This window comes from Mycobacterium sp. ABE4_509 (assembly GCF_056160785.1).
In genome coordinates, this window is the sequence record NZ_JBSWXU010000009.1 from 32,129 (window position 1) to 53,759 (window position 21,631).

25 protein-coding genes are annotated in these 21,631 nt (G+C 66.4%); 13 read left to right on the top strand and 12 right to left on the bottom strand.

Annotation, left to right across the window (positions count from 1 at the left end; translation table 11 throughout):
* Positions 1-57 precede the first annotated feature (57 nt).
* Positions 58-411, top strand: coding sequence for a hypothetical protein (locus ACXAID_RS03575; RefSeq protein ID WP_475020806.1), 354 nt, complete (start codon positions 58-60; stop codon positions 409-411).
* Positions 412-889: 478 nt separating this feature from the next.
* Here the strand turns inward: ACXAID_RS03575 and ACXAID_RS03580 are convergent, their stop codons facing one another.
* Entirely contained in the window at positions 890-1,894 is a 1,005-nt protein-coding gene (locus ACXAID_RS03580; RefSeq protein ID WP_475020848.1) for a GTP-binding protein, read from the bottom strand.
* 100 nt (positions 1,895-1,994) lie between these two features.
* Here ACXAID_RS03580 and ykgO point away from each other — a divergent pair, with 100 nt between their 5' ends.
* Together ykgO and ACXAID_RS03590 are read left to right on the top strand one after the other, a co-directional pair.
* Positions 1,995-2,117: a type B 50S ribosomal protein L36 gene (ykgO, locus tag ACXAID_RS03585; protein WP_026256513.1), complete on the top strand. Its 123-nt coding sequence runs from the start codon at positions 1,995-1,997 to the stop codon at positions 2,115-2,117.
* 70 nt (positions 2,118-2,187) lie between these two features.
* Positions 2,188-2,592, top strand: a complete 405-nt coding sequence (locus ACXAID_RS03590; RefSeq protein WP_475020807.1) for a GlcG/HbpS family heme-binding protein — start codon at positions 2,188-2,190, stop codon at positions 2,590-2,592.
* Positions 2,593-2,670: 78 nt separating this feature from the next.
* On the opposite strand, the gene ACXAID_RS03595 is transcribed toward ACXAID_RS03590, so the two are convergent.
* Complete coding sequence (locus tag ACXAID_RS03595; RefSeq protein ID WP_475020808.1) at positions 2,671-4,014, bottom strand: dihydroorotase; 1,344 nt, start codon at positions 4,012-4,014, stop codon at positions 2,671-2,673.
* Positions 4,015-4,245: 231 nt separating this feature from the next.
* On the opposite strand from ACXAID_RS03595, the gene ACXAID_RS03600 reads away from it, so the two are divergent.
* From ACXAID_RS03600 to ACXAID_RS03615, 4 genes are read left to right on the top strand one after another with little or no spacing between them, the layout of a single operon-like run.
* On the top strand, positions 4,246-5,214 hold the full coding sequence (locus ACXAID_RS03600; RefSeq protein ID WP_475020809.1) for a metal ABC transporter solute-binding protein, Zn/Mn family: 969 nt from the start codon (positions 4,246-4,248) through the stop codon (positions 5,212-5,214).
* 9 nt (positions 5,215-5,223) lie between these two features.
* Positions 5,224-5,946, top strand: coding sequence for a metal ABC transporter ATP-binding protein (locus ACXAID_RS03605; protein WP_475020810.1), 723 nt, complete (start codon positions 5,224-5,226; stop codon positions 5,944-5,946).
* Positions 5,943-6,854, top strand: coding sequence for a metal ABC transporter permease (locus tag ACXAID_RS03610; RefSeq protein ID WP_475020811.1), 912 nt, complete (start codon positions 5,943-5,945; stop codon positions 6,852-6,854). Before ACXAID_RS03605 ends, ACXAID_RS03610 begins: the two co-directional genes overlap by 4 nt.
* Before the next feature lie 4 nt (positions 6,855-6,858).
* The gene (locus tag ACXAID_RS03615) at positions 6,859-7,740 is read left to right on the top strand and encodes a metal ABC transporter permease (protein ID WP_475020812.1); all 882 of its coding nucleotides are present in this window, start codon (positions 6,859-6,861) and stop codon (positions 7,738-7,740) included.
* Here the strand turns inward: ACXAID_RS03615 and ACXAID_RS03620 are convergent.
* From ACXAID_RS03620 to ACXAID_RS03645, 6 genes are all read right to left on the bottom strand, one after another.
* Positions 7,671-8,204, bottom strand: a complete 534-nt coding sequence (locus ACXAID_RS03620; protein ID WP_475020813.1) for an SgcJ/EcaC family oxidoreductase — start codon at positions 8,202-8,204, stop codon at positions 7,671-7,673. The genes ACXAID_RS03615 and ACXAID_RS03620 overlap by 70 nt on opposite strands.
* Positions 8,205-8,302: 98 nt before the next feature.
* Positions 8,303-9,838: a VWA domain-containing protein gene (locus tag ACXAID_RS03625; protein ID WP_475020814.1), complete on the bottom strand. Its 1,536-nt coding sequence runs from the start codon at positions 9,836-9,838 to the stop codon at positions 8,303-8,305.
* A gap of 98 nt (positions 9,839-9,936) precedes the next feature.
* Positions 9,937-10,863 (bottom strand): magnesium chelatase ATPase subunit I, encoded by a 927-nt coding sequence (locus ACXAID_RS03630; protein WP_475020815.1) that lies wholly within the window; start codon positions 10,861-10,863, stop codon positions 9,937-9,939.
* Complete coding sequence (locus ACXAID_RS03635) at positions 10,860-11,156, bottom strand: hypothetical protein (protein WP_475020816.1); 297 nt, start codon at positions 11,154-11,156, stop codon at positions 10,860-10,862. Before ACXAID_RS03635 ends, ACXAID_RS03630 begins: the two co-directional genes overlap by 4 nt.
* A 4-nt stretch (positions 11,157-11,160) precedes the next feature.
* Positions 11,161-12,048, bottom strand: coding sequence for a fructose bisphosphate aldolase (locus ACXAID_RS03640; RefSeq protein ID WP_475020817.1), 888 nt, complete (start codon positions 12,046-12,048; stop codon positions 11,161-11,163).
* 139 nt (positions 12,049-12,187) lie between these two features.
* Positions 12,188-12,547, bottom strand: coding sequence for a hypothetical protein (locus ACXAID_RS03645; protein WP_475020818.1), 360 nt, complete (start codon positions 12,545-12,547; stop codon positions 12,188-12,190).
* 50 nt (positions 12,548-12,597) lie between these two features.
* On the opposite strand from ACXAID_RS03645, the gene ACXAID_RS03650 reads away from it, so the two are divergent.
* Positions 12,598-13,353, top strand: a complete 756-nt coding sequence (locus ACXAID_RS03650) for a LamB/YcsF family protein (RefSeq protein ID WP_475020849.1) — start codon at positions 12,598-12,600, stop codon at positions 13,351-13,353.
* Positions 13,354-13,373: 20 nt separating this feature from the next.
* Here ACXAID_RS03650 and ACXAID_RS03655 read toward each other — a convergent pair whose 3' ends face one another.
* The gene (locus ACXAID_RS03655) at positions 13,374-15,491 is read right to left on the bottom strand and encodes a heavy metal translocating P-type ATPase (RefSeq protein WP_475020850.1); all 2,118 of its coding nucleotides are present in this window, start codon (positions 15,489-15,491) and stop codon (positions 13,374-13,376) included.
* Between the two features lie 42 nt (positions 15,492-15,533).
* A complete protein-coding gene (locus ACXAID_RS03660) occupies positions 15,534-15,818 on the bottom strand; it encodes a DUF1490 family protein (protein ID WP_475020819.1) in 285 nt (94 codons plus the stop codon).
* Between the two features lie 71 nt (positions 15,819-15,889).
* On the opposite strand from ACXAID_RS03660, the gene ACXAID_RS03665 reads away from it, so the two are divergent.
* The 3 genes from ACXAID_RS03665 to mrf all read left to right on the top strand — a co-directional run bounded on the left by ACXAID_RS03665 (position 15,890) and on the right by mrf (position 18,872).
* The gene (locus tag ACXAID_RS03665) at positions 15,890-16,879 is read left to right on the top strand and encodes a permease (protein WP_475020820.1); all 990 of its coding nucleotides are present in this window, start codon (positions 15,890-15,892) and stop codon (positions 16,877-16,879) included.
* The gene (locus ACXAID_RS03670) at positions 16,876-17,592 is read left to right on the top strand and encodes a TIGR03943 family putative permease subunit (protein WP_475020821.1); all 717 of its coding nucleotides are present in this window, start codon (positions 16,876-16,878) and stop codon (positions 17,590-17,592) included. Before ACXAID_RS03665 ends, ACXAID_RS03670 begins: the two co-directional genes overlap by 4 nt.
* Before the next feature lie 83 nt (positions 17,593-17,675).
* Positions 17,676-18,872 carry a ribosome hibernation factor-recruiting GTPase MRF gene (gene mrf / locus ACXAID_RS03675; RefSeq protein WP_475020822.1) on the top strand — a complete coding sequence of 399 codons (1,197 nt, stop codon included), beginning with the start codon at positions 17,676-17,678 and terminating at the stop codon, positions 18,870-18,872.
* Here mrf and ACXAID_RS03680 read toward each other — a convergent pair.
* Positions 18,838-19,107: a WhiB family transcriptional regulator gene (locus tag ACXAID_RS03680; protein WP_475020823.1), complete on the bottom strand. Its 270-nt coding sequence runs from the start codon at positions 19,105-19,107 to the stop codon at positions 18,838-18,840. The two genes, mrf and ACXAID_RS03680, sit on opposite strands and share 35 nt — an antisense overlap.
* Positions 19,104-19,379: a type B 50S ribosomal protein L31 gene (locus tag ACXAID_RS03685; protein ID WP_475020824.1), complete on the bottom strand. Its 276-nt coding sequence runs from the start codon at positions 19,377-19,379 to the stop codon at positions 19,104-19,106. Before ACXAID_RS03685 ends, ACXAID_RS03680 begins: the two co-directional genes overlap by 4 nt.
* 94 nt (positions 19,380-19,473) lie before the next feature.
* Between ACXAID_RS03685 and ACXAID_RS03690 the strand changes: the two genes are divergently transcribed.
* Both ACXAID_RS03690 and ACXAID_RS03695 read left to right on the top strand, forming a co-directional pair.
* Positions 19,474-20,388 (top strand): MBL fold metallo-hydrolase, encoded by a 915-nt coding sequence (locus ACXAID_RS03690; protein ID WP_475020825.1) that lies wholly within the window; start codon positions 19,474-19,476, stop codon positions 20,386-20,388.
* Positions 20,379-21,623 (top strand): SLC13 family permease, encoded by a 1,245-nt coding sequence (locus ACXAID_RS03695; protein ID WP_475020826.1) that lies wholly within the window; start codon positions 20,379-20,381, stop codon positions 21,621-21,623. Before ACXAID_RS03690 ends, ACXAID_RS03695 begins: the two co-directional genes overlap by 10 nt.
* Positions 21,624-21,631 lie beyond the last annotated feature (8 nt).

Below are 21,631 nucleotides of genomic sequence, written 5' to 3' on the forward strand. Positions count from 1 at the left end.
ACAGCATCAGGCGGCGGCTATCGGCGTCGGTGGCCAGAACCTGAGTTCATCGTCGCCATGACCGCCCTCATTATCTTTGCCGCCGCGCTCCTGGCTCTGGGAACACTGGCCACCGCCGCCGATGCGATGACCGATCGCCACAGACCGGCCTTCATCGCCGCTGGGGCGCTCCTGTGGTGCGCTGCGGGGGTACTGGCAGTCGTAGGCGCGGTGGCAAGTCTGACGCTCGCACTGGTCGATGGACTATCGAACGAGCCTTTGGGCATCTCGGTGCTGAATGTGGCGTGCGGACTGTGCGTTGCAACTGCGGCAGTCCTGCTGCTGAAGCTGTTCAGCGGACTGCGGATGCTCTCGCGTTGCGTGGACAGCCGCCGCAACCATCAGCGCGACACCGACGAGGTCGAGCAGTGACAGCCTAGCTCGAAAACCGAGTCATTATTGATAATCGTTTTCATTTAGGTCCGGGTTCGGTACCGTGCTCGATGAGCGGTGCATGTACACCGACTTGTCGACAGGAGGTCTGGCAATGGAGTCCGCCGCCCGCCACAGCTCTGCGCATTCACCACCGGTGAGCACCACGCGACGAGGCCAAGGACACGGTCACCACATGTCACGGACTGAGATCGACATGGCGATCGGCGCATATATGGCGCTCGAGCGGTGCCCGGAAGATCAGGCGCGAGCCGCGCTGATCCGCGCTGCGCGTGGTGCTTCTGTAGGGTTGGGCGCAGCCTCCCGCGCCTTGCTCACCGTGATCTGCGATGGGGCTGTGAACTCAGAACCCGATGCCACGCTGCAACATTGGACTGCGACTATGGGATCGACGAGCGCAACCGTTATCGACTCTGCCGACCCCTTGGACCGCTAATGCCGCGGATCGGCTCGCGACTCAGTCGGTGAGCCCCGACGCGATCTGCCACTGCGGAAACCGATCAGCGAATCCAACCCAAGTCTGTGGCCCCGCGGCGAACTCGGTGTCAGTCAACGCGGCGCGATCCAGCGCTGCGCGCAGGCCCTCTGCGTCCAAGTCCAGTCCGATGAAACCCAATTCCTGTCCGATCGAGAGGAGTTCGCCGTCAGCGGGTCCGTACCCGTCAACTGCGAGGGGAGTCAGAGACATCATCTGGCCGACATGATCCCATTGGGCTACCACGTTGGGGCGGCTTGCCAACCGACAGAATCCGACTGATCGAATCACCTCGCCGAACCGCCCAGAACCGATCACGTCCAGCAGTAGCTCTGCCCGACCGGGGTGCAATGGGCGCAGATGCTCGTAACGCAACGCGCTTACTCGTGCATCGCTCATTCTGGGATCGAAGTCGCCGTTGAGAAGCTGAACCCATCCGGGGCGGTCCTGCGCAGTCGTATAGCCCGCCTGCGCCGGCAGTGTCGCGACATCATCGCTATGCAGTCTGACTTGTGCACGCGGACCGAGGTAACTGATCAGCGCCATCAAGGTCGACAGACTCGCGGTCGACAGCGATTCCCAGTTGACCAGCGCGACCGCCGACGCATACTCGATCTGGCGTGCCAAGAGCAGTGCAGCCGCGGTCATCTCGGTGCTGGCCGGCGGGGGCGTCGCCACGTAGTCGTCGCGGTCGAGGTCTTCGAGTAAGTGGACGGCGTCGACGACGCACACGATGCCGGCCAGGCGGCCGCCAGAGCTGGTTGCCGCCGTCGAGCCGATGACGTCCATGACATCGATAACGGTGGGAAACTCCACCACCATGCCTGCTGCGGAGCACCAACGGAGCAGGTCGGATACCTGGCCGATCGGATCACCATCCCTGAGGTCGGTCGCGGTGACCAACCTCAGCTCGGACGAGTCGGCCACCCATTCGGCGTGACGCCGGCGCTCACGGGCGCGGGCCCCGACCACTGCGACGATGTCCATGGTGTCCACCAGTAGCCACTCCCTCCTCTGCTCTTCATCGCATCCGCGTGATACCAGTAGGATCTTACTGATAACGATTCTCATTAAGAAGGGCGGTCGCGTGAAGGTCCGAGCATCAATCAAGTCTTTGAAGAACCAACCAGGGTCGCAGGTGGTGAAGCGCAAGGGCAGGGTCTACGTCATCAACAAGCTCAACCCGCGGTTCAAGGGACGCCAGGGCTGAACGAGCGCGCGTAACAACCCTGATCACGCCGAGCCCGACACGTTGCGTCCCACTCACCGAAAGGACTCACATGAACACTCTGACCCTGAACGAGGCCAGGATGATCATCGCCGCCGCAGAGAAGCGCGCCGACCAGATCGGCCAGCCGATGAACATCGCCGTAGTCGACGCCGGCGGCAACCTCATCGCCCACGTCCGCCAGGACGGCGCCTGGATCGGCAGCGTAGACATCTCGATCAACAAGGCTTGGACATCGCGGGCCTTCGAAATCCAGACCAAAGACCTTGCTGAGAATGCTCAGCCGGGCCAGCAGTTCCATGGGATCGACGCAACGAACCGAGGCAGGGTGGTGATCTTCGCCGGTGGCGTCCCGCTCGAGAAGGACGGGATCACCGTCGGCGGCCTGGGAGTCAGCGGTGGCTCGGGCGAGCAGGACCAGCAGGTCGCCGAGGCAGGACTGGTTGCTCTGGCCTGACAAGACGCCAGGCTCGGCTGGAAACCAACGGAGCCATTTCGGGAGCCGGCATGTCTGCGACGCGGTAGCTACCGGCTATCAACGGCCGCGTGCTATCGCCAACCGCTGCCCCCGCACGGAGTCGTCGAGCTCACCTTCGTGCCAGGCTCGATGGCCGTTGACCCAGGTGGACACTATTGTGCTGCGCATAGTTTCACCTTCGAACGGCGACCACCGGCACTTGGACAGCAGCAGGTTGCGCTCGATGCGCTGCGGCCTGCGCGGATCTACCAGCACCAGATCGGCGTACGCACCTTCGCGCAGGTAGCCTCGCTCAGCCAGGCCGAAGAGCACCGCGGGCGCATGGCACGCGCGTTCGACCAGGGTCTCGATCGACAACTCGCCGTCGAGCACCCGCTCCAGGGCAACCTGCAGGAAGTGCTGCACCAGCGGCAGACCCGCCGGCGCATCCAGGTAGGGTCGGTCCTTTTCTGCGCGGGTGTGCGGTGCATGGTCGGTGGCCAACACGTCGAGTCGGCCGTCAGCGAGCGCGGCGACCAGCGCACGGCGATCGTGCGGGAACTTCACCGCTGGGTTGCACTTGATCAGGTTGCCGAGTCGCGGATAGTCCTCGGCATCGAAATGCAGGAAGTGAACGCAGGTTTCGGCGGTGATGCGCTTATCCGGAAGCGCCACAGCAGACTCGAACAGATCCAGCTCGTCGGCAGTCGAGATGTGCAGCACGTGCAGGCGGGCATCGTGGCGGCGGGCGAGGTCGATGGCGAGCCTGGTGGACTTCAAGCACGCCTCGGCACTTCGGATGTACGGATGCCGGGTCGCGTCCAGCGCATCCCCGAAGCGAGCCTTCTCGGTGGCGAGGTTAGCCTGCACCGTGGGCGTGTCCTCACAATGCGTGATGATCAGCGTGCAAGCGTCGCGAAAGATCGCGTCCAACGTGGCCGGGTCATCGACCAACATGTTGCCGGTGGACGCACCCATGAAAATCTTGATGCCGCAGCCTTCTTGGTGGGTGAATCGACGTATCACCTCGATGTTGTCGTTGGTCGCACCGAGGTAGAAGGCAAAGTTGGCCAGCGAATCGCGCGCCGCCCGCGCGTACTTGTCGGCGACCGCCTCGAGTGTCACCGTGGGTGGACTTGTGTTGGGCATCTCCATGAAACTGGTGATGCCTCCGGCGACCGCGGCCCGCGATTCGGTGGCGATCGTCGCTTTGTATTCCAGCCCGGGCTCACGGAAATGCACCTGATCATCGATCAGGCCCGGCAGTAGCCAGGCCCCTGCCGCATCGACCACGCGATCGCCCGCTCTGCCGGGCAGATGCGGCCCGATTGACTCGATGCGCTCACCGCGCACCCGGAGATCGCCCTCCGTGCAGAGTCCTTCGTTGACAAGCCGCGCATTGCGGATCAGCCAGTCGCCCAATTCAATTCCACCAGAGTCGCCGCATGGTTCAGATGTTCAAAATGCGATGCGCTTGGAATGGATCACCTGTTGCAGCTTCGCGATCCGACATCCCGATGGGCACATGCTACCGACGTACCACCTTAATGACAATGATTATCATGTTATATTCGGGCGCGGTTCGGCGGACGATGCCGACTTGCTGCCACTACCGAACTCTGCGGAGCAGCACGCGACTAGGAGACCCCCGATATGAAACCTTCGTTCCTCCGTTCCGGTCTTGCCGTCACCGCTGTCGCGGTGGCCACGGTGTGGAGCAGCGCAGCGTGCACAACGGAGCAGCCCGCTGACGCACCCGCATCCGACGACACGTTCACCGTCTTCGCCACTACCGGCTATCTCGGTGACGCGGTGACCAACATCGCCCCTGACGCCGACCTCACCGTGATGGTCGGCCCCGGCGGGGACCCCCACACCTACCAGCCGACCACCCAGGACATCGAAAAGATCGGCGACGCCGACGCCGTGGTGTGGAACGGTCTGCATCTGGAAGCCCAGATGACCGACCAGCTCGAAGCCCAGGGCGATCGACAGATCGCCGCGGCAGAAGCGATCCCGGAAGACAAGCTGTTGCCGTGGCCGGAGCCGGGCCCCGGCGGCGAGCCGCTGTTCGATCCGCACGTCTGGAACTCGACGGGCAACTGGGAGATCGTGGTCGATGCCATCGCGAACAAACTCGGCGAGCTCGATCCCGATCACAAGGACACCTACACACAGAACGCCGACGCCTACAAGGACAAGATCAGTGACGCCGGTGATCAAGCGAAGGCGGCATTCGAGCCCATCCCGGTACAGAACCGTGTGCTGATCACCGGACACGACGCGTTCAACTACTACGGGCGTGACTACGACATCGAGGTGCACGCCACCGACTTCGTCAGCAGCGAAGCCGAGCTCTCGGCTCCCGAGCTGGCTGAGCTGGCTGACCTGATCGCCGACAAGAAGGTGCCCGAGATCTTCCAGGACAACCTCGCCAACCCGCAGGCGATCAACGCGCTGCAGGAGGCGGTGCAGGCCCGGGGTTGGGACGTGAAGGTATCCGACGCCCCGCTCTACGCCGATTCCCTCGGTGAAGCTCCCCCGGTCAACACCTATCTGGGCGTGTTCGGGCACAACACCGACCTGATCTCACAGGCGATGGCGCCGGTCCCGGCTTCCTGACCCTCGCCGATGACCGAATCACCCGCCTGCCGAGTCCGCGGGCTGTCCGTGGCATATGGCGACCGGCTGGCGGTCGACAACGCCAGTTTCGAGGTGGCGCAGGGAGCCATCATGGCGATCGTGGGCCCCAACGGCGCAGGAAAGTCGACGCTGATCAAGGCCGCGATGGGTCTGGTCCCGGCTAGCGGGGGCGACGTCCAGTTCTTCGGCCGCCCTGTCGATCAGGTACGCAGTCGAATCGCCTACATGTCGCAGTTCGGCATGGTCGACTGGGACTTCCCGATATCGGTCAAGAACGTCGTGGCACAGGGGGTGTATCCCCGGCTCGGCTGGTTCAAGCGGTTCGGGGCGGCCCAGGCGTCCGTCGTCCAAAGCTCGTTGGAGAGCGTGGGGCTCACCGATCTGGCCACCCGCCAGATCGGTGAGCTCTCCGGTGGCCAGCGCAAGCGGGTGTTCCTGGCCCGTGCGCTGGCTCAGAAACCTGACCTCTATCTGCTCGACGAACCGTATGCGGGTGTCGACGTCACCAGCGCCCGGGCCATCGACAGGGTGCTCGCCGAACTGGCCCGCAGTGGGGCAACGATCATGCTGGTCCACCATGACCTGTCGACGGTGGAATGCATCTGCAGCCACGTCACATTCATCAACTCCTCGATCGTGGCCTGCGGGCCGGTGACGGAGACCTTCGTCCCGAACAACCTGAACGCCACCTACGGTTTGCCCGTCATATGACGCCGCTCGACTTCCTGCTCGAATACTCCTACCGGCAAACCGTCATCGGCACGGCACTGATCGGGCTCACCGCCGGAGCGCTCGGCCCCTTTCTGTACCTGCGGCGACAGTCGCTGCTCTCCGACGTCATCGGCCACGCCTCGGCAGCCGGTGTCTTCGGCGCGTTCGCCGCGACGTCGCTGACGCTGGGCATCGGCGGCCGATCGATGCCTGCGATCATCGTCGGCGCGCTGATCAGCGGCATGCTGGCCGTACTTCTCGTCAACAGGGTGACCGCGACGACAGCACTGGGTGCCGACGCTGCGATGGCCGTGACACTGTCACTGTTCTTCGGTGGCGGTCTGGTCATCCTGCAGTGGATCCAGCGCTCGACGTTGCCGGAAAAGGGCGGGATCGATGCCATCATGTTCGGCAACGCCACCACGCTGACCCGCGCGGACATCGTCACCATCGCCGTGGTTGCAGCCGTTGTCTTAGCTCAGACCTTCGCGCTGTGGCGGCCCTTGGCACTGTTGACGTTCGACTCGACCTACTGCGTCTCGATCGGACTCAATGCGGTCTGGCTGTCACGCCTGCAGTTCGCAGCCATCGTGTTGGCCACAGTAATGGGGATCAAAGCTGTCGGCCTGGTTCTGCTGATTGCGTTCGTCATCATTCCGCCAGCCACCGCGCGGCAATGGTCGCAGTCGTTGACGACGATGGTGTTGACGTCGGCGGCAATCGGAGCCTTCTCGGCGATCGCGGGCAGTTACCTCTCGATCGTGGTCCGGGCGCCCACCGGGCCCGTGATCGTGCTCGTGCTCAGTGCCGTGTTCGCCGCTTCGCTGCTCTTCTCCCCCAAGCGCAACGTCTTCCTCGCCTACTACCGTCGGCGCACTGCCGGGGCAATGCCGACGAAGGTCGGGTAGGTCGATGGGCTTCGTCGCGGCCGTGGCCGTGCTGGCCGCGGTCACCGCCGTGGCATGCGCGATACCGGGGATCGTGTTGGTGCTGCGCAGACAATCCATGCTGACCGACGCACTGGGACATTCGGTGCTTCCCGGTATCGTGTTCGCCGCGGCGTTCGGCGCCACTTTCGCCTCGACCTGGCTGCTGGTCGGCGCCGCGATCACCGGAATGCTCGTCGTCGGGTTGTCCGGCCTGCTGGGCAGATCGGGTTTGGTGACTGCCGAGGCCGCCCAAGGGTTGATCTTCCCGGGCGCATTCGCGCTCGGAGTGGTGATGCTATCGACCGTACTGCAGTCCGCCCGCATCACTGATCACTCAGTGCTCGTCGGAGATCTGAACCTGGCCGCCACGAACCGGCTGATTGTCGGCTCGGTCGACCTCGGCCCCGAACTCGCCTGGCGCATCGGCCTGGCCGGCCTGGTCTGTTTCGCCTTCTTCGCCTCGCTCAGCCGCAAGCTGGTCGTCTCCACGTTCGATCCGGAATTCGCCGCCTCGGTCGGTGTGCGAACCCGTCTACTGGACCTGTGTGTGATGTTCGCCGTCGCCATCACGGTGGTGGTCGCATTCGATGCCGCCGGGGCCGTTCTGGTGGTCGCACTGGTGATCGTTCCTGCCGCCACCGCCATGCTGGTGACTACGACGGTAGCCGCCATGACAGTGGTGACGATCGTTGTCGCCCTGGTGGTCTCGCAGCTGGGTTTCTGGCTGGCCTATCTGTCCGACACCGCAACCTCGGCGATGATGGCTGTGGTCAACGGATTGAGCTTCTGCGCGATCTACGGTATGACGCGGCTTCGAGCGCGCTGGCAGCTACGCCGCAGCGCGCCGGCCAACGCCGACGAATAACCGTGCCACCGATTGCCACTGCCCGGTAGCCCACGGGAAGCTCTCTGTTCCCCCACGGCTGTCACCTCGGCTTCAGGCTCAGCCTGCTGTTGCTCCGGCATTGCCGAGGAATGGTGCTCGATGATCTTCCAATCACCGCCTTCATTGCGATAGACGAAGGTGAAGCGGCATGGAACGGTTCTGGTTTCGCCATCAGTGGTCAGTTCGAAGGTGTAGATCCCCGAATGAATCGCCAAATCACCGAAGTCCCGCACATTGGATTCGTTGACGACCCCCCGCGGTTTGTTTTCGAGGAACATCTCGAAGTAGTCGCGGATCTCGGCGTGATTGCGCCGCATCTTGTTCGATACAGTGGGCAACAACGTTGCGTCAGCGCTGTAGAGCAGCGTCACCGCATCCGGGTCCAGTGTTCGAAGCGCTTCGTTCCAGCGGTCGAACAAACTCTTGATGTCCTCAGCGGCCACCGTGCACGCTCCTATCTCGAGGCCGCAGCTGCCGTCGCGCGACCTCTTTGTCGCCCCAATATCCGTTCTCCACCGCTGTCCTCTACCCCCCAATATGGCTACGAACCGGCGATCCGAACGCCCGCGGTGACAAACGGTGCGATTGTCGCTGCGGATCCGGCGCCGACCAGGACCAATGACACCTCTGGCACAGATTCGGTCAGTTCTGCAAGTATCTCCCCGAGTTCCTCAGCCGCGGCCGCTGCGGGAAGGTGAGTGCCGCCGAGACCGACGGTAGGTCGGCCATCGGTCAGCAACAGCACTCGTCTTCGTGGCAGCTCATCTTCGGTGAGCAGGTCGAGGGAAAGGCGTATCGCATGGGCCAGCGGTGTGCCGCCCCCCGTCGGCGCCTGTGCGAGTGCGTGGCGGGTTCGTGCCAGACTGGTCGACCGGTTTACCACGACGCGTGCGCGCTGCCCGGCCGCCACGATCGCCGAGACCACTCCACGCCGCGCCGCAATCGCAGCGACCGCTTGGTCGACCGCGGCCCCGGCAACGAGCAGACCGGATCGGCCGAGAGACGAGCTCCCGTCGACGATGAACACCGTATGGTGACCACCGCGCCGGCGCCTGATGGCGCCGCGTAGATCGGCGCGACGGACTCGAAGGGATTCGACGTCGCTGTCTGCACTCAGCGCAGCTCGCAACGCGGCTTGGTACAGAGTCGGAATCACCGCGACACGGCCACCGGCACGCTCCGGTGGGACCACCCTGACGATGGGACCGCATTCCGGCGAGCGCTGGCGTGGGCCACGGCTTCCACGAATGTGCGTTCTCGGGTCGGGCACCCGGCGCGACGGCCTCGCCGCCAGGGCCCGCTCGACACGGGCATCGGCGACGTCTGCCGCCACACCCAGCCCTTGCTCGAGACCACCCGCTTCGGCAACCAGTACCCCGGAGGCCGTGTCGTGCGAGTCGGGATCGGGACCACCCTGTGGAACCTTGTTCGCCACGCCACCGTTGGTGTCATCATCTTCTGGGCCGCACGTCTGATGAGATGAGGGCTCTGATTGCGGGTCCGGTTCTCCGTGGATGTCTTCCTGGTCCGACTCCCCGCTGGTGCCGGCATCCTCGGCCGGGTCACCCGCGGCATACTCGGCGCCATCCGACTGCGTGGACTCTTCGGTGCCGTCGACCGCAGACTCCACAACTGCGTGCGGCTCCTCATCGGCGGAGCTCGGGTCGTCATCTGCTCGGTTGCCCGGCAGGCCCTGTCGCCGGGGTTCAGCAACGACGGTACGCAGGACCCAGAGCGGGTCACCGCACCCACCGTTGTGCAGCCCTGAGGCCAAACGGCATGCTGCGAGATCGATTTCATGATCGGATACGCCAGCCTCAGCCAAGACGCGAACGGTTGCGGCGACGACGTCCGCCGGCGACCGGAGTACCTTACGGGGAAAGCCAGATCGGTCTCCGCAGTTCAGGATCGCTGTGCAGCGCCGCAGCAGCGCCGGGTCGACACCCGAGAGATCCCACGCTAGCGCGACGATGCGCTCACCACGCAAACTCGACATAACCTCGGCGCCAACCGATTCGGCGTTACCGAACGCATGGTCGGCAGTCGGCGCCAGCGACCGGTACACAGCTTCGGCCATCGCGGCATCGCCGGTACATAGGACGCCGAACCGGTCCCCCGCATGCCAACGCGCGACAACCTCCGTGACCGGACCGGCAGGTATCGATGCCTCCAGTGTCATCCCGCGAGACCGAGTACGCGCGCCGTGGCGAGTTTGACCCGAGCTGCTGAGGCCGTGGGCTTCTCGGCCGGTTGGCGTGGTGTACGGTGGCGCAGCGCCGGGATGGCCGCCACGGCCACGTCGGAATGCGCTACGAACTCGCGACCGCCCAATGCCGCGGCTGCCCGTGCCGCCCGGGTGAGCACCAGATCGGCTCGGTGACCCACGGCACCGGACTCCACACAAACGTCGACGATCTGACCCAGCACACCGTCGGGTATCTCTACGCTGTCCACAGTCTCGCGTGCGGCGAGCAGCCGGTCGGCCAGACGATGCTCGCTGTCCAGCCACTCACGCTCGAACCCCTCGGGATCGGTCTCGAAACTGAGCCGCCGTCGAACGATCGAAAGCCGGGTCTGCACGTCGGTGATCGTGCGTACCAGCGTTGCCAGGCCGAACCGGTCCTCCAATTGTGGCCGCAATTCTCCCTCTTCGGGATTGCCGCTGCCCACAAGGACAAATCGGGCAGGGTGAGTGTGGCTGATGCCGTCGCGCTCCACTCGGTTCACCCCAGAGGCTGCCACGTCGAGCAGGATGTCGACGAGGTAGTCGTCGAGCAGATTCACCTCGTCGATATAGAGGAAGCCCTGGTGCGCTTCGCTGAGTATTCCGGGTGCAAAGGCCACCTCGCCGCGCAGCGCACGGTCGATGTCGAGCGAACCGAGCACACGGTCCTCGCTGGCACCCAGTGGCAGCTCAGCGACCGGCAGTTGCACCCCAGCACGCTGCAACAGCGCCCCCAGCGCTCGTACAGTCGTGGTTTTCGCCGTCCCCCGATCGCCGATCGCCAAGACCCCCGCCACTCCGGGGTCGACGGCGCACAGCACCAAGCAGTGTTTCAACTCCTCCTGGCCGAGCACCGCGGTAAACGGGAATGTGGTCATGCGCCTCCGTGGCGTTCGCCGGAATGCTGCAAACCGGCTGTGATTTCGCCGATGGCATGCAGCACCTCTTGTTCGGTGCGTCCCGTTGCTGCAGCCAACTCGATCGTCAGCAGGCGCGACACTGTCGCCAACCCGACGACGACCTCACCGGGAACGGCTGCACGGTTCAGCGCCGAAATCAGGGCCTCCTCCTGCTCCTGTTCGGCCCCAACCCACGACTGCATCACGCCGAGACCCGCCACTACGCAGCGATACTGCAGGTCGGAGACCCACTGCTCGTCATCGGCGGCCATCGACTCAGGTGATCGACGCTCGATAGATGGCCTCGATAGACGCGTTCAGCGTGTCGTTGAACGCGTCTTCGTCCTGTCCGGCGGTGAGCCCGTCGAGCAGCGCCCGGCTGAAGCTGGCGATCAGCCCGGGGTTACGGCGCAACCGATCGTTGGCGTCGTCGCGGCTATATCCGCCCGACAGCGCCACCACCCGAGCCACATTCGGATGCGCGATCAAATCGTCGTAGAAGCCGTCGACGGTGGGAATCGTGATCTTGACTCCGACCTTCGCGTCTCCGAACGTGGCCAGACGCGCCATGAGTTCCGATTTCAACATCTCTTCGGCCCGATCCTTGTCGGGAGTGTTGATGTTGACCTCGGGTTCCAGGATCGGCACCAGGCCCGCATCGAGCACCCGTTGCCCGAGCTCGACCTGTTGAGCCACGGCCTGGGCGATGCCCTCGGGTTCGGCGGCATGGATGACAGAACGCTCTTTGGTGCCGAACACTCCCTCGTTGCGCGCCCGCGCCAGAAGATCGTCGAGTCCGGGAATCGGTTTCATCAACTGCACGCCGGACCGCTCGGGTTCCAGGCCCTTGTCGATCTTCAGGAACGGGACGATCCCCTTGACCTCCCACAGGTAGGCGGCGGGGTCCTTGCCGTCGATCGGGCGGTCGAGCGTGCCTTCGAACAGGATCGCTGCGAGCACCCGTTCTCCGGTGAACACGGGGCTGGTCACGATGCGCGCCCGCGCTTGATGGATCAGGTCGAACATCTGCGCCTCCGACGAGTAGGCCGACTCGTCGACGCCGTAGTCACGGAGCGCCTTGGGTGTGCTGCCACCACTTTGATCGAGGGCGGCGATGAAGCCCTCACCTTGCTCGAAGCGAAGCAACATCTGCGGATCGGGCATCACAGCCTCCTTCGGGATGGGCGGACACCACGCCCACCGCACAGTCTAATGAAAATCATCTCCATTAAGACTATCCGAGGTGTCGCACACCCACGAATTCACCCGGCGAGACGGAAGACCCGCCGCCGCAGTGCCGGTCTCAGCTGACGACCGTCAACGGCAACTCGATCTTGCCTCCCTGCGCAGGCAGCGCGACGGCGTACCGGCCGAGCCCCGAAATCGGGATTCGCAGCGGTACGCAGAGGAACCCGATCTCACCGCCGAGACTGGACAGCGGAACCTCGAGCTCGATGTCCCGTGATTCACCGGCCGGATTCGTGATCGTCACGATCAGCGTCGGCGCCATATCGAACGGCTGGGAGCGGGTCAGCACCACCAGGGTGACCGGGATGATCGGCTGCGAACCCATCCGGTAGGAACTCACCACCCCACCGGTCACGTTGAGCTTGTTGTCGACGACCGAGGCGGACTCGGCGAGCAGAGCACCTGTGACGATCACAGCGCCAAGATATCGCAGCGCGGTGTGGCTAAGCTGGCCACGTGTCAGCCATGTCGATCGACCTCAACGCCGACCTCGGCGAGGGGTTCGGGGTGTGGACCCTCGGGGACGACGACGCCATGCTCGAAATCGTCACCTCGGCCAATGTGGCCTGCGGCTTTCACGCCGGCGACCCCGCCAATCTGATGACGGTGTGCCACGCGGCGGCCGCCCGCGGGGTTCGGATAGGCGCCCAGGTGAGCTACCGCGACCTGGCCGGATTCGGCCGGCGCTTCATCGATGCCGACCCGCAAGACCTGGCCGCCGACATCATGTACCAGATCGGCGGGCTGGCCGCCCTCGCCGCTGCCGCAGGCACCTCGGTCTCCTACGTCAAACCCCATGGCGCCCTGTACAACTCGATAGTCACCCACCGGGGCCAGGCCCGCGCGGTCGCCGAAGCCGTCCATGCGGTCGACCCGTCACTGCCGGTACTGGGCCTGGCCGGATCGAAATTCTTCGCCGCGGCCGACGAACTGGGACTGCGCACCGTGCCCGAGGCGTTCGCCGACCGCTCCTATCGGCCGGACGGCAAGCTCGTCTCCCGCCGGGAGCGCAACGCGGTACTCGATGACGTCGACGAGATCGCCGAGCGAGTCATCTCGATGGTGACCGATGGCCGGGTCGACGCAGTGGACGGCTCCACGATTCCGGTCACTGTGGAATCAGTCTGCGTACACGGGGACTCTCCCGGTGCGGTGCAGATCGCGAAGGCGGTGCGCGAACGCCTCATCGCCGAGGGCGTCACGCTGACACCGTTCAGTTGACGATGTCGGCACTGCCTGACTCAGCGGGTTGTCGACTGCTCCGCGAGCTGATAGCGAATCAGCCGCGAACTGTTCGCCACCACTGCGACCGACGAGGCGTTGTGCAACACCGCGGCCAGCACCGGCGACAGTGCGCCGCCCGCCCCGATCGCCAGGCCTAGAGCATTCACCGCGATCGACATCGCGTAGTTCTCCCGGATTACGTCCACCGCACGACCGCCGAGGTCACGCACATCCAGCAGGCGCGTCAGATCGTCGCTGGCCAGTGCCACATCGGCGGTTTCGACGGCGACATCGGTGCCCCCGAGCCCCATCGCGATACCGATGTCGGCTTCGGCGAGTGCCGGTGCGTCGTTGACACCGTCACCGACCATCGCGACGGTGTGCCCCTCCTCGCGCAGCCGACGTACCACGTCGAGCTTGTCGTCGGGCAGCACTTCGGCCCGCCACTCGGTGATCCCCAGCTTCTCGGCGACCGCGGCGGCGGCATCTGGATGGTCCCCGGTGAGCATCACGATGCGCCGAACACCTCTGGCACGTAACCGTTCCAGCACTGGCACCGACTCCGGGCGGATCTCGTCACGCAGACTGATCAACCCGACCAACTTGCCGTCGACGGCCAGCAGCAGCGGCGTCTCGGACTGACGGCGCAGCGTGTCGACCCACTCGGTGGCCTTCTTGGTGACCCGAACCTTCTCCTGCCGCAGCAACGACGGACTGCCCAGCAGCAGGGTGCGCCCGTCGGCCCAGGTCCGCATCCCGAGCCCCACCAGCACCTCGCACTCTTCGTGCGGCGGGATCTCGATGTGGCGTTCCTGCGTCGAGCGGATGACCGCCTCGGCCAACGGATGCCGGGAATGGATCTCCGAACTAGCGGCATACGCCAGCACTTGCTCCGGTTCCCAATCTTTATGGAAGGCGACCAGATTGGTCACCACGGGACGGCCGACTGTCAGCGTTCCGGTTTTGTCGAACACCACGGCATCGACTCGGCCGGCCTCCTCGAGGTGTGAACCGCCCTTGATCAGGATGCCGCGTCGCGCTCCATTACCGATGGCCGCGCTGATCGCGGTCGGTGTCGACAGGCCCACCGCGCACGGGCACGCCACCAGCAGCATCGTCATGGCTCGGCGAACGTCGCGGGTGACCACCAGGGTGGCCGCGGACAGCAGGAACGAAGCCGGCACGAAGCGCCGGGAGAAGCTCTCCCCCACCGTCTGGATCTCGGCCCGATCGTGCTGGGCTTCCTCGACCCGGGCGATGATCCGGCCGATCGTCGTCTCGGCCCCGACCGCTTCGGCGCGCACCACCAGCCTGCCGCGCACCACCACCGACCCGGCGAACACCTGAGCGCCGGACGCGACCGCCACCGGCAGGTTCTCTCCGGTGATCGCCGACTGGTCGATGATCGCCTCGCCGTCGACGACGAGTCCGTCGATCGGCAGGGCAACCTGGTCGTGGATCACCACCTCGTCGCCGACGCGCAGTTCGGCTGTGGCCATCTCGACCTCGGTGCCGTCGGCCATCCGTACCCAGGCGGTGTCCTGATTGCCCTGCAGCAGGTTGGCGATCGCGCGGCGCGTCCGCCGCAACGTCAGGTCTTGCAGGTACTCCCCGATGTTGAGCAGCCACAGCACGGTCAGGGCCACCACGTTCTCGCGCAGCACCAGGCTGGCGATGGTGGCCGCGCTGACCAGCAGGTCGGTTCCGGCCGAACGGCCACCGCGCAAGGTCCGCAGTGCGCCACGCAGGAACGGGTAGCCGGTGAAGATCGTGACACCGGTGGCTACCAGACGGCTACTCGGCCCCAGTAACGGAGGACGGGAGAACACGTATCGCCGAATCCCCAGCAACGCCAAGGCCACTCCGCCCACGGTCATCCGCAGGACGTCGGCGTTGGCGATGTCCGCGGAATTCGGGCTGCGGGACGCGACGAGCTCCCGCGAGACACCGGCCGCGGTCTCGATCGCCGCGAGAACCTCGTCCCGTTGGCAGCGCTTCGGCGAGTACCAGACCACGATCGACGCGGTACGGGGGTAGGCGTGGACGGCCCGGACACCGGCGACCTGGTCCACCGCGTCTTCGATGGCTACAGCGCGGGTGGAGTCGTTGCGGAACCAGGGTGCGTGCAGCCGCATCCGGCCTGCCGCGTCGGATATGACGTCCAGCGCGACCACAGGTCAGTGATCGTGATCGTGGCCGCTGTCGGACACCGCCGGGGGCGGCGCTTCTTCGCCGATCCGCTCGCGGGCCTCAGCAACCACATCGGCGACCCGCAGCCGGGCCGACTCCGCGCCCTCTTCGGCCTTGCGTGCCCCCCGCAGCGCCAGCGCCGTCGCCGACACCGAGGCTTCGCGTACCGGCGCCTTGGCCAGTGCTTTACGCACTCCTTGGTATGCCGCCACCCCGACGGCTCCCGTCACGACGGTCGACGCCGCCTTCACGAGCAATCCCTGAAAAGCCATCCGCTCAGCTTAGCTGGCAAACGCAGAGCGTGTGGCCACGGTGCAGAAATGGCAACTGGCACAATGGCCGCATGGCGGTGAGCACCCCGGCCCGACGTCTTCGCCCGGGATCGATGCACGTGCTCGTCGCCGTGGTTGTCGGCTTGGCGCTGGCGGGTTCGGCTTTGCGCAGTTTCGTGGCCGGGACGCGCGACATCGCCACCGCGGCCACGGTGTTCTGCGGCATCTTCGTCCAGGCGATCCCGTTCCTTGCGCTCGGCGTACTGGTCAGCGGCGCGGTCGCGGCCTACGTGACCCCGGACCGGCTGGCCCGCTGGCTGCCCCGCCGGCCTTCGGCGGCGATCCTGGCAGCCGGCGCGGGCGGTGCCGTCCTACCCGGCTGTGAGTGCGGATCGGTGCCGATCGCCCGTCGGCTGTTCGGCGAGGGTGCGGTGGGCGCGGCCGCGCTGACCTTCATGCTCGCCGCCCCGGCGATCAACCCGGTGGTGCTGGTGTCGACCGCAGTCGCGTTTCCCGGGGAGCCCCGCATGGTGGTCGCGCGCTGCGCGGCATCACTGCTCACAGCGCTGATCATGGGTGCACTGTGGGCCCGGTTCGGGCAGCCGGGCTGGATCACCCGCCGGATGCCGCATCTGCACGGCCAGGACGGAGCCCGCTGGACGGTGTTCACCGAGGCGGCCCGGCACGACTTCCTGCAGGCCTCGTCCTATCTGGTCATCGGCGCGGCCGCGGCAGCGGCGTTACACATCCTAGTGCCGGCCTGGGTGTATGACCACCTCGCCGGCCAGTTGCTTCTCGGCATCGCGGTGATGGCGTTGCTGGCGGCGATTCTGGCGTTGTGCTCGGAAGCCGACGCCTTCGTCGCGGCCAGCCTGTCGATGTTGCCGCTGGTGCCCCGGCTGGTGTTCCTGGTGGTCGGCCCCGCCATCGACATCAAGTTGTTCGCGATGCAGGTCGGCATGTTCGGCCGGGCGTTCGCCGTGCGCTTCGCTCCGGCGACCTTCCTGGTCGCCGTTGTGGTGGCCACCGGTGTCGGCCTGCTGGTGGTGGGCAACCGGTGACCCGGGAGACCGAGAACGCGATCCTGCTGCTGGTCGGGGTGAGCACGCTGATCATCGCGGTCACCGGTACGTTCACCCGCTACGTGAAACCCTCGCTGTTGCCGTGGCTGCTGGCGTCGGCGGCACTGCTCATCGGCTTGGCGCTGGTCTCGATCGTCCGGGACATCCGTAACGGCCCCAGCGACTCCGACGACCACCATGGCCACAAACACCGCTCGGGGGTGTTGTGGCTACTGCTGGTCCCGGTGGCGCTACTGGGCTTCGTCGTTCCCCCGGCGATCGGACCGCAGACCGCCCGTCCCGCTGTGCGGGAAGTCTCGGCCGAGGTGTTGCGTCGTCCGTTTCCAGCGCTTCCGGCCGAGCGCGCACCGGAGCTCGCCCTGCCCGAGGTGTTGGTCCGAATCGCGCAGGATTCCGCCAATACCCTCGACGACCGGCTGATCACCGTCACCGGATTCACCATGAAGGACGGCGATCGGGTCCAGCTCGGACGCGTCGTCATCCTGTGCTGCGCAGCCGATGCGTCGCTGGCGCGAATCGACCTCGACGGCCCGGCGGCCGGCGCCGCAGCCGATCTTCCCGACGGCACCTGGATCCGGGTGGAGGGCACGATCCCGCCCGGCCAGGACGATCCGTCGCGACGCAGCACCCCGGCAATGCAGGTGTCGGCAGTCCAGGAGATCGAGCCTCCGGACAACCCCTACACCTACTGAGTCCGGGGCACTTCGACACGAGCGGATCGGCCCGGTATCGTCACCGCCAGCCTTAATGAAAACGATTCTTAATAAGGGTGGAGATGAAGCGGACCCCGTTGATCGTCGTGGCCGGCCAGCAGATGACCGACCACGTGAGCGAAGTCCTGGCGCAGGCGCCGGGCACGATCGTGGTCCGGCACCGCTACGACGGCCATGTCATCGTGCGTACCGTCACCATCACCCGCGACGGGCAGCCGCACACCTCGGAATGGCCGCTCGAGATCACCAACTGTTGCGTCAACTGCACCCTGCGCGAGGATCTGCTGACCCTGCTGCGCCGGCTGCATCGCCGCGAGGACGTGGACCGCATCGTCGTGCACCTCGAGCCGTGGCTGGAGCCGGAACCGGTGTGTTGGGCGATCAACAACGTGGCGGTACACGTCGGCCCCGGATACACCGACGGGCCCGCCGCCCGGGACGTGCGCATCGAGGCGGTGGTGAGCACCGTGGACACCACACAGTGGCTGACACAGTCGCTGGGTGACGACACTCTCGACGACGAACGCACCGTCGCTCAGGTTGTCGTCGGGCAGGCAGAGTTCGCCGATGTGTTGGCGTTGACCGGGCCGGACGACCGGGTGTCGTCGGTGCTGCGCCGGCTGGCTCCACGGGCCCAGCAGCTGGCCGGTCCGGCAATGCTGGAGGCCGCGCTGAGCGCGTTGCCTTGGACGGCGCGGCGTGGCCGTGAGCACGATCCGCACGCGGCGCTGCTGGCCGGTGAGCCGCCGCTGGATGCCGACGGCGATATTCAACTCGTCGAGTTCAGCGCCGACCGGCCGTTTCACCCGATGCGCCTGCACTTGGCGATCGACGACCTGCTCGACGGCGTCGTCCGGATCCGCGGACGTGCCTGGCTGGCCGGCCAGCCCGATTCGGTGTTGTGGATCGAATCAGCCGGCGGCGGCCTGCGCGTAGGCCACGCCGGGGAGTGGCTGGCGGCCTCGCACCCACATGCCGACGGTTTCGCCGACCCTGAGCGGGTGACGTGGGCCGGCCTACGCTGGAACGAACGATTCGGCGATCGCCACATCTCGATGACCGCGCTGGTGTGCGGCGCCGACCCGGCCACCATCACCAATGCACTCGCCGGCGCGCTGCTCACCGACGACGAACTGGCGCGGCCGCAGGACTGGCCGGGTTACCCCGATCCGTTCGGCGACTGGCATGAGGACCCGTGCGACGATTTCGACACCGCCGAGGACATCACCCGGCGACATCAGGGCGACGAAACGCCCTGAGGTCCAACGCCGCGCGCTCCCGCGGCGTGGTTGCACCCCAGATACCATGCTGCTCAGGGTGTTCGAGTGCGTACGCCAGGCACTGCGCGCGCACCGGGCACCTCAAACAGATCTGCTTGACCTCCTCCTCACGGGCACGCCGGAGGCTGCCCTGGTGTAGCTCGGAGGCGTAGAACAGATCGGTGGGCAAGCCGCGGCAACGCGCCCGCAGACGCCAATCCCCGCCCGGGGTCACCGCCCGTCGGCGCCGCTGTGCCGCGCACCGTATCGGCGGTTGAACTTCTCGACCTGCCCGGCCGAGTCCATGATGCGCCGGCTGCCCGTCCAGAACGGGTGCGACTCCGCCGAGACCTCGACGATCACCAGCGGGTATTCCCGCGTCCCGTCCGGCGTCTCCCACTCGACGGTCCTGTCGCTGGTGACCGTCGACCGGGTGAGGAACCTGGTGCCCGTGTTGGCGTCCTGGAAGACGACGGGGTGGTAGTCGGGATGGATGCCAGGCTTCATGAGGTCTCCGCAGCTCGTTGAGTAAATGACAATCGTTTTCATTATTACCCGCTGGGGTCGCACCGGAGCAACCCCACCCGGCTAGGGTGACCTGATGCGCCCGAAGCTCGGCCGCCCCGACCTCGATGCCTACCGCCGCCACACCGACCTCCCACCCGCCGCGGCCACCAGCCCGGTGGCGGTGTCCTGGGCCGGGGTCAGCACACTGCTCGTCGACGACGGCGACTCGGCAATACTGACCGACGGATTCTTCTCCAGGCCAAAACTTCTCACGGTCGCCGCGCTGCCGCTGCGGCCGTCCCGACGTCGAATCGAAGACGGGCTGGCGCGGTTGGGAACCCGACGGCTGGCCGCCGTGGTTCCGGTACACACCCACTACGACCACGCGATGGATTCCGCCCTGGTGGCCGGGCTGACCGACGCTCGACTGATCGGCGGATCCTCGGCAGCGCAGATCGGGCTCGGCCACGGCCTGGACCGCGTCGACGTCGTGACGCCCGGAGCGCCCGTCACCGCCGGCTCCTACGACATCACGCTGATCGAGGGCAGGCACTGCCCACCCGACCGGTTCCCGGGCCGGATCAGCGTCCCGGTCACCGCCCCGGCGCGGGCGTCGGCCTACCGGTGCGGTGAGGCGTGGTCGATGCTCGTGACACATCGCCCGACCGACCGGCGGATGCTGATCGTCGGCAGCGCGGGCTTCGCGCCCGGGGCCCTGGCCGGGCAGCGCGCCGAAGTCGCCTACCTGGGTGTCGGGCAATTGGGACGGCAGCCGACCGAATACCTCACCGAATACTGGACCGAGACGGTGCGCACCGTCGGAGCCCGCCGGGTGGTGCTGATCCACTGGGACGACTTCTTCCGTCCGCTCGACAAACCGCTGCGCGCGTTGCCGTTCGCCGTCGACGACCTCGACGCCACCATGGCCGTGCTGGGCCGCCTCGCCGACGAGGACGGCGTCGCGCTGCACCTACCGACGCTGTGGCGGCGCGCCGACCCATGGAACTGACCCTCGCACTGGCCGCCCTGGCCGCAGTCCTCGGGTTCGCGCTGGTACGCCCGCGCGGCTGGCCGGAGGTCGTCGTCGCGGCTCCCGCCGCCGGCCTGGTTCTGGCTGCGGGCGCGACGACCTGGCGCGACGCCTGGACCGAGGTGTCCGAACTGCTCCCGGTGGTCGGATTCCTCGCCGCGGTCCTGGTGCTGGCACGGATGTGTGACGACGAGGGACTGTTCCAGGCGGCCGGTGCGTCGATGGCGCGGGCCGCCAGAGGAAGCCAGAACCGGCTGCTGGCATCGGTGTTCGCCATCGCCGCGGTGGTCACCGCGGTGCTGAGCCTGGATGCCACCGTGGTGCTGCTGACCCCCGTCGTGCTGGCCACTGCCCGCACCCTGAACGTGCCGCCCCGCCCACACGCCTACGCCACCGCGCATCTGGCCAACAGCGCATCGCTGCTGCTTCCGGTGTCCAACCTGACCAACCTGTTGGCGTTCGGCGCCGCCGGGCTGTCGTTCCTGCATTTCGCCGCCGTGATGACGCTGCCCTGGCTGGTCGTCATCGCGGTCGAGTTCCTGGTGCTGCGTCTGCTTTTCGCCAAGGACCTCAGCATCGCGCCGCGGGTGCCGGCGACAACGGAACCGACGTCGTGGCCGGTGTTCGCTCTGGTCGTCGTCGGCCTGACGCTCGTCGGGTTCGCGGTGACCTCCCTGCTCGGCTTCTCACCCGCGTGGGCGGCCCTGGCCGGCGCGCTCGTTCTCGGTGCCCGCGGGCTGGCCACCCGGCGCACCACCATGGCCGGGATCGGCGCGGCCGCCGACATCCCGTTTCTGGCGTTCGTACTGTGCCTGGGCATCGTCGTCGACGCGGTGATGCGCAACGGCCTGGAATCGGCGATGCAGCACATGCTGCCGCACGGCGCGGGCTTCGTCTCACTGCTCTGGATCGCGGTGCTGGCGGCGGTGCTGTCCAATGTGGTGAACAACCTGCCCGCCGTGCTGGTGCTGCTGCCATTGGTGACGGCGGCCGGCCCCGGCGCGGTGCTGGCCGTGTTGATCGGCGTCAACATCGGCCCCAACCTGACCTACGTCGGCTCGCTGGCGAACCTGTTGTGGCGCAACGTCGTGCGTGGTGCATCGGTACCGGCGGACGCGGCCGCGTTCAGCAGGATCGGCCTGTGCACCGTCCCGCTGACACTGGTGGGCGCCGTCGCAGCACTGTGGGCGGGACTTCAACTGTTCAACATCTGACCCTCAAC